Genomic DNA, 13,042 nt, shown 5'->3' on the forward strand with positions numbered 1-13,042 from the left:
CCAAGCGACGCGGCGCCAGTGTACAAGTGCACCGGCTGTAATGATGACAACCGGCTTGGACAGACGCGGAAAAGCCGCTGGGAACAGCTCCATTCCCTCCCTTCGGCGCGCCAAAACAAAGCCTCCTATTGGTAACACGCGACATTTTCTTATACGATCGCGTCTTCCCCTATTTCGTCGCCCCGTGCGGCTTACGCCGCAGGTCTCGCCCGTTTTTCCGAAAAACCCGGCTTTGAGCATCTGCGGTCTGTTGCAAAAAGGTAGTTAATGATGAGCGCAAGGCACTTTCTCTCCCTGATGGATTGCACGCCCGAAGAGCTGGTCAGCGTGATTCGTCGAGGCATCGAGCTGAAGGACCTGCGTGATCGCGGCGTACTGTTCGAGCCACTCAAGGGTCGGATTCTCGGCATGATTTTCGAGAAGTCCTCGACGCGTACCCGCGTCTCGTTCGAGGCCGGCATGATCCAGCTCGGCGGCCAGGCGATCTTTCTTTCGCCACGCGACACCCAGCTGGGCCGTGGCGAGCCGATCGGCGACAGCGCCATCGTCCTGTCGAGCATGCTCGACGTGGTCATGCTGCGTACGTTCAAGCACAGCACCCTCACCGAATTCGCAGCCAATTCCCGCGTCCCGGTGATCAACGGCCTGTCCGATGACCTGCACCCCTGCCAGTTGCTGGCCGACATGCAGACCTTCCTCGAACACCGCGGCTCGATCCAGGGCAAGACCGTGACCTGGATCGGCGACGGCAACAACATGTGCAACAGCTATATCGAAGCGGCGATCCAGTTCGACTTCCAACTGCGCATCAGTTGCCCCGAGGGCTACGAACCCAGCCCCGCGCTGCTGGCCCTGGCCGGCGAGCGGGTACGCCTGGTCCGCGATCCGCGGGAGGCCGTGCGTGGCTCGCACCTGGTGAGCACCGATGTCTGGACCTCCATGGGCCAGGAAGAGGAAACCGCCAAGCGCCTCGCCCTCTTCGCGCCGCTGCAAGTCACCCGCGAACTGCTCGACCTGGCTGCTCCCGACGTGCTGTTCCTGCATTGCCTGCCGGCCCACCGTGGCGAGGAAATCAGCCTCGACCTGCTCGACGACCCGCGTTCGGTCGCCTGGGACCAGGCCGAGAACCGCCTGCATGCGCAAAAGGCCTTGCTGGAGTTCCTGGTCCGGCCGGCGTACCGCCCGGCATGAGTCATCCGCTGCTGTTGAATCTGCGCGACCTGGCCTGCGGTTATCAGGACCAGCGGGTAGTGCAGAACCTCAACCTGCACCTGAACGCCGGCGATATCGGCTGCCTGCTGGGCTCCTCCGGTTGCGGCAAGACCACCACCCTGCGCGCCATCGCCGGCTTCGAGCCGATCCATGAAGGCGAGATCCGGCTGGCGGGCGAAGTCATCTCCAGCGCCGGGTTCACCCTGGCCCCGGAGAAGCGCCGGATCGGCATGGTGTTTCAGGACTACGCGCTGTTCCCGCACCTGAGCGTCGCGCAAAACATCGCCTTCGGCATCCGCAAGCACCCGCAGAAAAACCGTGTCATCGATGAGTTGCTGGAGCTGGTCAACCTCAAGGGCCTGGGCAAGCGGTATCCTCATGAGCTCTCCGGCGGCCAGCAGCAACGCGTGGCCCTGGCCCGCGCCCTGGCTCCGGAGCCGCAGTTGCTGCTGCTCGACGAACCCTTCTCCAACCTCGATGGTGAACTGCGGCGCAAGCTCAGCCAGGAAGTACGCGACATCCTCAAGCTGCGCGGCACCAGCGCGATCCTGGTCACCCATGACCAGGAGGAAGCCTTCGCGGTCAGCGACCATGTCGGTGTGTTCAAGGAAGGTCGGCTGGAGCAGTGGGACACCCCGTACAACCTCTATCACGAGCCGGCGACTCCTTTTGTCGCCAGCTTTATCGGCCAGGGCTACTTCATCCGCGGGCAACTGAGCAGTCCGGAGTCGGTGCAGACCGAACTGGGCATGCTGCGCGGCAACCGGGCCTATGCCTGGCCCGTGGGCGGCCCGGTGGACGTGCTGCTGCGTCCGGACGATATCGTCCACGCCCCCCACAGCCCGCTGAAGGCGCGGGTCATCGGCAAGACGTTCCTCGGTGCTTCGACCCTCTATCGCCTGCGACTGCCGACCGGCAGCCAGCTGGAGTCGATCTTCCCCAGCCATGCCGATCACCTGCCGGGAGACGATGTCGGCATTCGCGTCGCGGCCGAACACCTGGTGCTGTTCCAGGCGTCGAACCACGCGACCTGAGCCGGAGCGGCGGCGTAGCTCCGGTGTTCTCAGGCCAGGCTCAGCCGCCCGCTCGCCACCAGCGTCGCCTTGCCACCGATCTTCACCCGATCGCCTTCCAGGCGGCAGGACAACTCGCCGCCCCGCTGCGAACACTGGTAAGCCGTCAAGGCGGTCTTGCCCAGGCGTTGCGCCCAGTAGGGAATCAGCGCGCAATGGGTCGAGCCGGTGACCGGGTCCTCGTTGATGCCAATGGCGGGGGCAAAATAGCGCGAGACAAAATCATGCTGCTGGCCCGGCGCGGTAACGATCACCCCGGGCCAGGGCAGCTTCGCCACTGCCGCCCAATCGGGCGCGCATTCACGTACCGCCTGTTCCGAGGCCAGCACCACGAACAACTCGTTGGCCCCGAGCACATCGACCACTGTCGTGCCCAGCGCCCGTTCGATCTCCAGGGTGACTCCGAGCCCGCCAGGCGCCCTGACCGGAAAATCCAGCCATAGAAGATCGCCCTCGCGACTGACGCTCAGCGGACCGGACTTGCAGACGAAGTCGATACTTTCCAGGCTTTCGCCATAGACCTCGAACAGGACAAAGGCACTGGCCAGGGTCGCGTGACCACAAAGGGGAACTTCGGTGGTGGGGGTAAACCAGCGAATGCGCCATCCCGATTCCTCGCGGACCACAAACGCGGTTTCCGCCAGATTGTGCTCGGCGGCAATCTTCTGCATCAGTTCGTCGGCCAGCCAAGCGTCGAGCCGATAGACCATAGCCGGGTTGCCGCCGAAGGGGCGCTCGCTGAAAGCGTCGACCTGGTGAAATTCAAGCTGCATGGCGTCATCTCCCTGTTTTTGCCAGCCAGCATGACGTCGACGTCGCCCGACGCCTAGTGACAGAAACGCCTGATTTCCACCATACAGCCCGCCGATCAGGCCCGGCCGATATCCGCGAACTTCGCCTGGGTGTGTTCGGCCAGCACCGCCGGCGCCAACTCCACCTCCAGGCCACGACGCCCGGCGCTGACAAAAATGCTCGCGAAGGACTGCGCGCTCTGGTCGATAAAAGTCCGCAGGCGCTTCTTCTGTCCCAGCGGGCTGATACCGCCCAACAGATAGCCGGTGGCCCGCTGGGCCGCGGCAGGATCGGCCATTTCGACTTTCTTGACCCCTGCCGCGTGGGCCAGGGCCTTCAGATCCAGACTTCCGACGACCGGTACCACCGCCACCAGCAATTCGGCTTTTTCGCTGCTGGCGAGCAAGGTCTTGAACACCTGGGCCGGCGCGAGGCCGAGCTTCTCCGCAGCCTCCAGGCCATAGGAAGCGGCTTTCGGATCATGTTCGTAACTGTGCACACGATGTTCGGCACGAACTTTTTTCAGCAAGTCCAAGGCAGGGGTCATGGTCATTCCCGACGGGTAGGAAGATAAGCCCGGATTTTAGGCCATCCCAGGGGAAAAGGCTCTATTACCGACGTGCAAGCGTCTATTTCAAGCTAAAGGACAGGTCGAAAGCATCATCCCCAGCGCCCGACTCCGACAGACAAAACCATTCCATTCATCCGATCAATAGTCAGAATGTGGACGATAGTTCACTTTCGACCTTTGACAGCAGTGTTTCTTGTCTATATTTTTTCGAATCTGAAGATAAAAGTCCTACACCAGCAGTACCCAGCGACACACCGCTTTCAGGGATGGGGATCCCCGCAAGTCGGCGAAAGACCACGCCAACCAACGGGATTGGCGTCAGACAACAACAAAAATCGAGGTATCCAATGACCACCGCTTTGAAACAACCGTCGCTGTCGGGACAATGCATTGCCGAGTTTCTCGGTACCGCATTATTGATTTTCTTCGGCACGGGTTGCGTTGCCGCGCTCAAGGTCGCGGGTGCCAGCTTTGGTCTGTGGGAAATCAGCATCATCTGGGGGATCGGAGTCAGCATGGCGATCTACCTGACCGCCGGCGTTTCCGGCGCTCACCTCAATCCGGCCGTCAGCATTGCGCTGTGCCTGTTCGCTGACTTCGAAAAACGCAAACTGCCGTTCTACATTCTCGCCCAGGTCGCCGGCGCCTTCTGTGCCGCCGCGTTGGTTTACACGCTTTACAGCAACCTCTTCTTCGATTTCGAACAGACACACCACATGATCCGTGGTTCGCAGGCCAGCCTGGAACTGGCTTCGGTGTTCTCCACCTACCCGCATCCGGCCCTGACCACCGCCCAGGCGTTCCTGGTCGAAGTGGTGATCACCGCCATCCTGATGGGTGTGATCATGTCCCTGACCGACGACAACAACGGTTTGCCCAACGGCCCCCTGGCGCCGCTGCTGATCGGCCTGCTGATTGCCGTGATCGGCAGTGCGATGGGCCCGCTGACCGGCTTCGCGATGAACCCGGCACGGGATTTCGGTCCGAAGCTGATGACCTTCTTCGCCGGCTGGGGTGAAATAGCCTTTACCGGCGGACGCGATATCCCGTATTTCCTGATTCCGATTTTTGCACCGATTGTCGGTGCCTGCCTTGGCGCTGTGCTGTATCGCGGGATGATTGCCCGCCATCTGCCCGGTGCCGCCGTTGTTGTAGAGGATGAACCGACGACCGCTGCCAAAAAGGTCCAGGCTTCCTGAAACACCGCAACATGCCCGACCCTGCGGGCGTTGTTTTCCCTGACAACGTCCGCCGACCCCATTTTTCCCTATTTCAGTCCAAGGCAATCGAAAATGACCGACATTCAGAATAAGAACTACATCATTGCCCTCGATCAGGGTACGACCAGCTCCCGGGCGATCATCTTCGACCGCGACGCCAACGTGGTCTGCACCGCCCAACGTGAATTCCAGCAGCACTATCCGCAAGCCGGCTGGGTCGAACATGATCCGATGGAGATCTTCGCCACCCAGAGCGCGGTGATGGTCGAGGCCCTGGCACAGGCCGGCCTGCACCATGACCAGGTCGCCGCCATCGGTATCACCAACCAGCGGGAAACCACCGTGGTCTGGGACAAGACCACCGGCCGCCCGATCTACAACGCGATCGTCTGGCAATGTCGTCGCAGCACCGAGATCTGCCAGCAGCTCAAGCGCGACGGCCATGAAGACTACATCCGCGAAACCACCGGCCTGGTCACCGACCCGTACTTCTCCGGGACCAAGCTGAAATGGATCCTCGACAACGTCGAAGGCAGCCGCGAACGCGCACGCAATGGCGAGCTGCTGTTCGGCACCGTCGACAGCTGGCTGATCTGGAAATTCACCGGCGGCAAGACCCACGTCACCGACTACACCAACGCCTCGCGCACCCTGCTCTTCAACATCCACTCCCTGGAATGGGATGCGAAGATGCTGGAGCTCCTGGACATTCCCCGGGAAATGCTCCCGGAAGTGAAATCGTCCTCGGAAATCTACGGCCGCACCAAGAGCGGCATCGCCATCGGCGGGATCGCCGGCGACCAGCAGGCCGCCCTGTTCGGCCAGATGTGCGTGGAGCCCGGCCAGGCCAAGAACACCTATGGCACCGGCTGCTTCCTGCTGATGAACACCGGCACCAAGGCGGTGAAATCCAACCACGGCATGCTCACCACCATCGCCTGCGGGCCCCGCGGTGAAGTGGCCTACGCCCTGGAAGGGGCGGTGTTCAACGGCGGTTCCACGGTGCAATGGCTGCGTGACGAGTTGAAGATCATCAACGACGCCCACGACACCGAGTACTTCGCCAACAAGGTCAAGGACAGCAACGGCGTCTACCTGGTCCCGGCCTTTACCGGCCTGGGCGCGCCGTACTGGGACCCCTATGCCCGTGGCGCACTGTTCGGCCTGACCCGTGGCGTGCGGGTCGACCACATCATCCGCGCGGCCCTGGAATCGATTGCCTACCAGACCCGCGACGTGCTGGACGCCATGCAGCAGGATTCGGGCGAGCGCCTCAAGGCGTTGCGCGTCGACGGTGGCGCGGTGGCGAACAACTTCCTCATGCAGTTCCAGGCCGACATCCTCGGCACCCAGGTCGAGCGCCCGCAAATGCGCGAGACCACCGCCCTCGGCGCCGCCTACCTGGCTGGCCTGGCGTGCGGCTTCTGGGGCAGCCTGGAAGAATTGCGCGGCAAGGCGGTGATCGAGCGTGAGTTCGAACCGCAACTGGCCGAAGTCGAGAAGGAAAAACTCTACGACGGCTGGAAAAAGGCCGTGAGCCGTACCCGCGACTGGGAACCCCACGAAGGCAGCAACTAATCCGGACACGCCCCCTGTAGGAGCCGGCTTGCCGGCTCCTACAGGGGACTTAACCGACAGACATTGCCCGATTTACGACGCAACCACCGCTCCTCCACGATTCATTGGCCCTGCAAGTGGCAGACAGGTCCTTCCTGCGGCATGATGGAAGAATTTGTACGGCAGCCCAAAAGGACGCCCCATGAATCTGCCTCCCCGCCAGCAGCAAATCCTCGAACTGGTCCGCGAACGCGGCTATGTCAGCATCGAGGAAATGGCCCAGTTATTTGTCGTCACCCCGCAAACCATCCGCCGCGATATCAACCAGCTGGCGGACTCCAACCTGCTGCGCCGCTACCACGGAGGGGCCGCCTACGACTCCAGCGTGGAGAACACCGCCTACGCCATGCGCGCCGACCAGATGCGCGATGAAAAGCAGCGTATCGCCGAGTCCATCGCCGCACAGATCCCCGATCACGCCTCGCTGTTCATCAATATCGGCACCACCACCGAATCCATTGCCCGCGCGCTGCTCAACCACAACCAGCTGAAGATCATCACCAACAACCTGCATGTGGCGTCGATCCTCAGTGCCAAGGACGACTTCGAAGTGCAACTGGCCGGCGGCAACGTCCGTCGCGACGGCGGCGTGGTGGGCCAGGCCAGCGTCGACTTCATCAACCAGTTCAAGGTCGACTTCGCCCTCGTCGGCATCAGCGGTATTGATGAAGACGGCAGCCTGCTGGACTTCGACTATCAGGAAGTGCGGGTTTCCCAGGCGATCATCGCCAATGCCCGCCAGGTCATTCTGGCGGCGGACTCCAGCAAGTTCGGCCGCAATGCCATGGTGCGCCTGGGGCCGATCACCCTGATCGACTGCCTGGTAACCGACCAGGCCCCGGTCCCGGCCCTGGCGCAACTGCTCAACCAGCACAAGATCCGCCTGGAAGTGGTCTGAGTTTCAATCGCTGATCGTTGACGATCGTTCCTACGCTCCGCGTCCGTCCTGCAGGTGACGCGGAGCGTCGCGGGCTGCATGCCCACGCGGAGCGCAGGAACGATCATGCCGCCATATCCCGCCCGGGCGCATCGTCGATCGCCCTACAATGTTCGATAATTTTCCTTTCAGCCTGTATTGATCAATTTTTTCAATCAGACTTCGGTGGTCGTGTGCGCGTTTATCCGCTACTATTTTCGAAAATGAACATTAATGTTCGAATTCAAATATAGAAAGACCAACGCGAGGCTCACCCATGACCCCCAGCACCTTGCCTGCACCACCCCTTGCCGAGATCTATGACATCGCCGTGATTGGCGGTGGTATCAATGGTGTCGGGATTGCCGCGGACGCAGCCGGTCGCGGTCTTTCGGTGTTCCTTTGCGAAAAGGACGACCTCGCCAGCCATACCTCGTCGGCCAGCAGCAAGCTGATCCACGGTGGCCTGCGCTATCTGGAGCACTACGAGTTCCGCCTGGTGCGCGAAGCGCTGGCCGAACGCGAAGTGCTGCTCGCCAAGGCGCCCCATATCGTCAAGCCGATGCGTTTTGTCCTGCCGCACCGCCCGCACCTGCGTCCGGCCTGGATGATCCGTGCCGGCCTGTTCCTGTATGACCACCTGGGCAAGCGCGAAAAACTCGCCGGCTCCCGCAGCCTGAAATTCGGTGCCGACAGCCCGCTCAAGGCCGAGATCAGCAAAGGCTTCGAATACTCCGACTGCTGGGTCGACGACGCCCGCCTGGTCGTTCTCAACGCCATGGCCGCCCGCGAGAAAGGCGCCCATATCCACACCCGCACCCGTTGCGTCAGTGCTCGTCGCAGCAAGGGCCAGTGGCACCTGGAAATGGAGCGCGCCGATGGCGCCCGCTTCTCGATCCAGGCCAAGGCCCTGGTCAACGCGGCCGGCCCATGGGTCGCCAAATTCATCAAGGATGACCTGAAACTGGATTCGCCCTACGGCATCCGCCTGATCCAGGGCAGTCACCTGATCGTGCCGCGCCTCTACGAAGGCGAACACGCGCACATCCTGCAGAACGAAGACCAGCGCATCGTGTTCACCATTCCGTACCTGGAACGATTCACCCTGATCGGCACCACCGACCGTGAATACCAGGGCGATCCGGCCAAGGTCACGATCACCGAGGCGGAAACCGACTACCTGCTCAAGGTGGTCAACGCGCACTTCAAGAAGCAGCTGGCCCGCGGCGATATCCTGCACAGCTACTCCGGCGTCCGGCCGCTGTGCAATGACGAATCCGACAACCCGTCGGCGGTCACCCGCGACTACACCCTGGCCCTCTCCGCGAATACCGGGGAAGCGCCGTTGCTGTCGGTATTCGGCGGCAAGCTGACCACCTACCGCAAGCTGGCCGAGTCGGCGATGGCCCAGTTGCTGCCATTCTTCACCCAGATGCGCCCGAGCTGGACCGCCACCGCGACGCTGCCCGGCGGTGAGCAGATGACCACGCCACAGGCCCTGGCCCAAGCGATCCGCAGCCGTTTCGACTGGGTGCCGAGCGAGATCGCCCGTCGCTGGGCCACCAGCTACGGCAACCGGACCTGGCGCCTGCTGGAAGGCGTGCAGGACCTGGCCGACCTGGGCGAGCACCTCGGTGGCGGCCTCTACAGCCGCGAAGTGGATTACCTGTGCAGCGAGGAATGGGCCACCACCGCCCAGGACATCCTCTGGCGCCGCAGCAAGCTCGGCCTGTTCACCAGTCCAGCGGAGCAGCAGCAACTGCAGGACTATCTCGACAAGCTCGAACAGCATCGCAGCAAGATCGAAGCGGCCTGATTCCAGGCCAATCGGGGGCCTTTGCAGGAGCCGGCTGGCCGGCGATGAGGCCCCCAAGCCTTGCAGCGTCGATCAGGACGCCATCGCCGGCCAGCCGGTTCCCACAGTTCCAGGCCAACCGCAGGATCCACACAAGCATCGAAACACCGCCTCTTCCCCATTCGGCTTTCCGAACGCCATCACGGGCCAGTATTCGGCTTACCGGACGACAGCCCCCGCCTCGTCGTCTCCACTCGAAATAAAATCCTTTTAAAATCAACATCTAAACCCCTATCGCCTGGCCTGGCATGACTCATGCTCTACACTTCTGAGCGAATGTTCTGTCCGCCCTTGAGCCGGTCGAACCGTTCGAGGTATCCGAGAGTCGATTGAACGGCTCCATAAAAAAAACAATCTCGAGGAAATTATCTGATGCGCATCGTTCCCCATATCCTGGGCGCAGCAATCGCTGCCGCTCTGATCAGCACTCCAGTTTTCGCCGCCGAACTGACCGGCACCCTGAAGAAGATCAAAGAGTCCGGTACCATCACCCTCGGGCATCGCGACAGCTCCATTCCGTTTTCCTACATCGCGGATGCTTCCGGCAAGCCAGTGGGTTACTCCCACGACATTCAGCTGGCCATCGTCGAGGCCCTGAAAAAAGACCTGAACAAGCCCGACCTGCAGGCCAAGTACAACCTGGTCACCTCGCAAACCCGTATTCCGCTGGTTCAGAACGGCACCGTCGACATCGAGTGCGGTTCCACCACCAACAATGCCGAACGCGCCCAGCAAGTTGACTTCACCATCAACATGTTCGAAATCGGCACCCGTCTGCTGGTCAAGAAAGACAAGGATGGCAACCCATCCTACAAAGACTTTGCCGATCTGAAAGGCAAGAACGTCGTGACCACCGCCGGCACCACGTCCGAGCGCATCATCAAGGCGATGAACGCCGACAAGCAGATGGGCATGAACGTCATCTCCGCCAAGGACCACGGCGAATCCTTCCAGATGCTGGAAAGCGGTCGCGCCGTGGCGTTCATGATGGACGACGCCCTGCTGGCCGGTGAAGAAGCCAAGGCCAAGAAGCCGGATGACTGGGTCATCACCGGTACTCCACAGTCCTTCGAAGCCTACGCCTGCATGGTTCGCAAAGACGACCCGGCCTTCAAGAAAGCGGTGGATGACGCCATCGTCGCGCTCTACAAGTCCGGCGAGATCAACAAGATCTACAGCAAGTGGTTCGAAAGCCCGATTCCACCGAAAGGCCTGAACCTGAACTTCCCGATGAGCGACAAGGTGAAGGAGCTGATTTCCAATCCGAGCGACAAGCCAGCGCCTGAAGTAAAAATCTGAGTCGCGACTAACCTTGTTTCCAGGGCCGCCGCGGCAGCCCTGGAAGCCTGTTGACCACCTGCTGTACTGGCTTCTTATTGATTGCATGGAACAACACTCGGACCGCGAGCGGTGCGCGTGTGCCTGACGAACGCTGTCGGGCGGGGCGGAGTCCCGGGGAAGCACGTGCTTGTACATCGATCGAATCCGAGGGGAGACCCTAATGAATTACAACTGGGACTGGGGCGTGTTCTTCAAGTCCACCGGCGTGGGCAGCGAGACCTATCTCGACTGGTACATCGCCGGCCTGGGCTGGACCATCGCCATCGCTGTCGTGGCCTGGCTTGTCGCCTTGCTGCTTGGCTCCATTCTTGGCGTCATGCGCACGGTGCCAAACCGCATCGTATCGGGCATCGCGACCTGCTACGTGGAGCTGTTCCGCAACGTGCCACTGCTGGTCCAGCTGTTCATCTGGTACTTCCTGGTACCCGACCTGCTGCCGCAGAACCTGCAGGACTGGTACAAGCAGGACCTGAACCCGACCACCTCAGCCTACCTCAGCGTCGTCATCTGCCTCGGCCTGTTCACCGCCGCGCGGGTCTGCGAACAGGTACGCACCGGAATCCAGGCACTGCCACGCGGCCAGGAAGCGGCCGCCCGCGCCATGGGCTTCAAGCTGCCGCAGATCTACTGGAACGTGCTGCTGCCCCAGGCCTATCGCATCATCATTCCGCCGCTTACCTCGGAATTCCTCAACGTCTTCAAGAACTCGTCCGTGGCCTCGCTGATCGGCCTGATGGAACTGCTCGCGCAGACCAAGCAGACCGCCGAATTCTCCGCCAACCTGTTCGAAGCCTTCACCCTGGCGACGCTGATCTACTTCACCCTGAACATGAGCCTGATGCTGCTCATGCGCGTGGTCGAGAAGAAAGTCTCGGTGCCCGGCCTGATCTCCGTGGGGGGTAAATAATGGAATTCGACTTCAGTGACATCGTCCCGGCCATTCCCGGCCTGTGGAACGGCATGCTGATGACCCTGCAACTGATGATCCTCGGCGTCGTCGGCGGGATCATCCTCGGCACCATCCTGGCGTTGATGCGCCTGTCCCACAGCAAGCTGCTGTCGCGGGTCGCCGGGGCCTACGTCAACTATTTCCGCTCGATCCCGCTGCTGCTGGTGATCACCTGGTTCTACCTGGCGGTCCCCTTCGTATTGCGCTGGATCACAGGCGAAGACACACCGATCGGTGCGTTCACCTCCTGCATCGTGGCCTTCATGATGTTCGAGGCGGCGTATTTCTGTGAAATCGTCCGGGCCGGCGTGCAGTCGATCCCCAAGGGCCAGATGGGCGCCGCCCAGGCGCTGGGCATGGGTTATGGCCAGACCATGCGCCTGATCATCCTGCCCCAGGCGTTCCGCAAGATGACCCCGTTGCTGCTGCAACAGAGCATCATCCTGTTCCAGGACACCTCGCTGGTCTACACCGTCGGCCTGGTGGACTTCCTCAACGCCTCGCGCTCGAGCGGTGACATCGTCGGCCGTTCCAACGAGTTCCTGATCTTCGCCGGTCTGGTCTACTTCACAATCAGCTTTGCCGCCTCGCTGCTGGTCAAGCGTCTGCAAAAAAGGTTTGCCGTATGATCTCTATCAAGAACATCAACAAGTGGTATGGCGACTTCCAGGTGCTGACCGATTGCAGCACCGAAGTCAAAAAGGGTGAAGTGGTCGTGGTCTGTGGCCCGTCGGGCTCCGGCAAGTCGACCCTGATCAAGTGCGTGAACGCCCTGGAACCCTTCCAGAAAGGCGATATCGTGGTCGACGGCACCTCCATCGCCGACCCGAAGACCAACCTGCCGCAGCTGCGTTCGCGGGTGGGCATGGTGTTCCAGCACTTCGAGCTGTTCCCCCACCTGACCATCACCGAGAACCTGACCATCGCGCAGATCAAGGTCCTCGGCCGCAGCAAGGAAGAAGCGACGAAGAAAGGCCTGCAACTGCTCGAGCGCGTCGGCCTGTCGGCCCATGCCCACAAGCACCCCGGCCAGCTTTCCGGGGGCCAGCAGCAGCGCGTGGCGATTGCCCGGGCCCTGGCGATGGATCCGATCGTCATGCTGTTCGACGAACCGACCTCTGCGCTCGACCCGGAAATGGTCAACGAAGTGCTCGACGTGATGGTCCAGCTGGCCCATGAAGGCATGACCATGATGTGCGTGACCCACGAAATGGGGTTCGCCCGCAAGGTCGCCAGCCGCGTGATCTTCATGGACCAGGGCAAGATCATCGAAGACTGCAACAAGGACGAGTTCTTCGGCGACATCAGCGCCCGCTCCGAGCGTGCGCAGCACTTCCTCGAGAAAATCCTGCAGCACTGAAACGGCCAGGCTCGCACGCCCGCAAGGGCGCGCGAGCAGGTATAGGTAGGAGCGGGTTTGCCCGCGAAGGCGTTATTCCAGGCGATATCCGGTTTCGCGACCCGTATCGCTTTCGCGGGCAAGCCCGCTCCTACAG

At 61.6% G+C, this 13,042-nt stretch carries 12 protein-coding genes; 10 read left to right on the forward strand and 2 right to left on the reverse strand.

The window, feature by feature from the left end:
• Window positions 1-270 precede the first annotated feature (270 nt).
• Together argF and KI243_RS26320 are read left to right on the forward strand one after the other, a co-directional pair.
• Entirely contained in the window at window positions 271-1,191 is a 921-nt protein-coding gene (argF, locus tag KI243_RS26315; RefSeq protein WP_042935328.1) for an ornithine carbamoyltransferase, read from the forward strand.
• Entirely contained in the window at window positions 1,188-2,246 is a 1,059-nt protein-coding gene (locus KI243_RS26320; protein WP_017126322.1) for an ABC transporter ATP-binding protein, read from the forward strand. The genes argF and KI243_RS26320 overlap by 4 nt, the downstream gene beginning before the upstream one ends.
• A 29-nt stretch (window positions 2,247-2,275) precedes the next feature.
• Here KI243_RS26320 and KI243_RS26325 read toward each other — a convergent pair whose 3' ends face one another.
• Window positions 2,276-3,058, reverse strand: a complete 783-nt coding sequence (locus KI243_RS26325) for a PhzF family phenazine biosynthesis protein (protein ID WP_017126323.1) — start codon at window positions 3,056-3,058, stop codon at window positions 2,276-2,278.
• A gap of 95 nt (window positions 3,059-3,153) precedes the next feature.
• On the reverse strand, window positions 3,154-3,624 hold the full coding sequence (ybaK, locus tag KI243_RS26330) for a Cys-tRNA(Pro) deacylase (RefSeq protein WP_103033029.1): 471 nt from the start codon (window positions 3,622-3,624) through the stop codon (window positions 3,154-3,156).
• A 371-nt stretch (window positions 3,625-3,995) separates the two neighbouring features.
• On the opposite strand from ybaK, the gene KI243_RS26335 reads away from it, so the two are divergent.
• From KI243_RS26335 to KI243_RS26370, 8 genes are all read left to right on the forward strand, one after another.
• Entirely contained in the window at window positions 3,996-4,847 is an 852-nt protein-coding gene (locus KI243_RS26335; RefSeq protein WP_017126325.1) for an MIP/aquaporin family protein, read from the forward strand.
• 93 nt (window positions 4,848-4,940) lie between these two features.
• A complete protein-coding gene (gene glpK, locus KI243_RS26340) occupies window positions 4,941-6,446 on the forward strand; it encodes a glycerol kinase GlpK (RefSeq protein WP_017126326.1) in 1,506 nt (501 codons plus the stop codon).
• A 181-nt stretch (window positions 6,447-6,627) separates the two neighbouring features.
• Window positions 6,628-7,383 (forward strand): DeoR/GlpR family transcriptional regulator, encoded by a 756-nt coding sequence (locus tag KI243_RS26345; protein WP_017126327.1) that lies wholly within the window; start codon window positions 6,628-6,630, stop codon window positions 7,381-7,383.
• Between the two features lie 295 nt (window positions 7,384-7,678).
• On the forward strand, window positions 7,679-9,217 hold the full coding sequence (glpD, locus tag KI243_RS26350; protein ID WP_017126328.1) for a glycerol-3-phosphate dehydrogenase: 1,539 nt from the start codon (window positions 7,679-7,681) through the stop codon (window positions 9,215-9,217).
• 411 nt (window positions 9,218-9,628) lie between these two features.
• The gene (locus KI243_RS26355) at window positions 9,629-10,555 is read left to right on the forward strand and encodes a glutamate/aspartate ABC transporter substrate-binding protein (RefSeq protein ID WP_017126329.1); all 927 of its coding nucleotides are present in this window, start codon (window positions 9,629-9,631) and stop codon (window positions 10,553-10,555) included.
• A gap of 202 nt (window positions 10,556-10,757) precedes the next feature.
• A complete protein-coding gene (locus tag KI243_RS26360; protein WP_017126330.1) occupies window positions 10,758-11,504 on the forward strand; it encodes an amino acid ABC transporter permease in 747 nt (248 codons plus the stop codon).
• A complete protein-coding gene (locus KI243_RS26365) occupies window positions 11,504-12,175 on the forward strand; it encodes an ABC transporter permease subunit (protein WP_017126331.1) in 672 nt (223 codons plus the stop codon). Before KI243_RS26360 ends, KI243_RS26365 begins: the two co-directional genes overlap by 1 nt.
• A complete protein-coding gene (locus tag KI243_RS26370; RefSeq protein ID WP_212810067.1) occupies window positions 12,172-12,906 on the forward strand; it encodes an amino acid ABC transporter ATP-binding protein in 735 nt (244 codons plus the stop codon). Before KI243_RS26365 ends, KI243_RS26370 begins: the two co-directional genes overlap by 4 nt.
• Window positions 12,907-13,042: the final 136 nt, after the last annotated feature.

This window comes from Pseudomonas sp. Ost2, assembly GCF_018326065.1.
In the GTDB taxonomy this organism is placed as follows: Bacteria; Pseudomonadota; Gammaproteobacteria; order Pseudomonadales; family Pseudomonadaceae; genus Aquipseudomonas; species Aquipseudomonas gingeri.

What these genes read in the sequence shown, in the direction of transcription:
- argF (WP_042935328.1), top strand. Translation starts at nt 271, where the DNA reads ATGAGCGCAAGGCACTTTCTCTCCCTGATGGATTGCACGCCCGAAGAG.
- KI243_RS26320 (WP_017126322.1), top strand. Translation starts at nt 1,188, where the DNA reads ATGAGTCATCCGCTGCTGTTGAATCTGCGCGACCTGGCCTGCGGTTAT.
- KI243_RS26325 (WP_017126323.1), bottom strand. Translation starts at nt 3,058, where the DNA reads ATGCAGCTTGAATTTCACCAGGTCGACGCTTTCAGCGAGCGCCCCTTC.
- ybaK (WP_103033029.1), bottom strand. Translation starts at nt 3,624, where the DNA reads ATGACCCCTGCCTTGGACTTGCTGAAAAAAGTTCGTGCCGAACATCGT.
- KI243_RS26335 (WP_017126325.1), top strand. Translation starts at nt 3,996, where the DNA reads ATGACCACCGCTTTGAAACAACCGTCGCTGTCGGGACAATGCATTGCC.
- glpK (WP_017126326.1), top strand. Translation starts at nt 4,941, where the DNA reads ATGACCGACATTCAGAATAAGAACTACATCATTGCCCTCGATCAGGGT.
- KI243_RS26345 (WP_017126327.1), top strand. Translation starts at nt 6,628, where the DNA reads ATGAATCTGCCTCCCCGCCAGCAGCAAATCCTCGAACTGGTCCGCGAA.
- glpD (WP_017126328.1), top strand. Translation starts at nt 7,679, where the DNA reads ATGACCCCCAGCACCTTGCCTGCACCACCCCTTGCCGAGATCTATGAC.
- KI243_RS26355 (WP_017126329.1), top strand. Translation starts at nt 9,629, where the DNA reads ATGCGCATCGTTCCCCATATCCTGGGCGCAGCAATCGCTGCCGCTCTG.
- KI243_RS26360 (WP_017126330.1), top strand. Translation starts at nt 10,758, where the DNA reads ATGAATTACAACTGGGACTGGGGCGTGTTCTTCAAGTCCACCGGCGTG.
- KI243_RS26365 (WP_017126331.1), top strand. Translation starts at nt 11,504, where the DNA reads ATGGAATTCGACTTCAGTGACATCGTCCCGGCCATTCCCGGCCTGTGG.
- KI243_RS26370 (WP_212810067.1), top strand. Translation starts at nt 12,172, where the DNA reads ATGATCTCTATCAAGAACATCAACAAGTGGTATGGCGACTTCCAGGTG.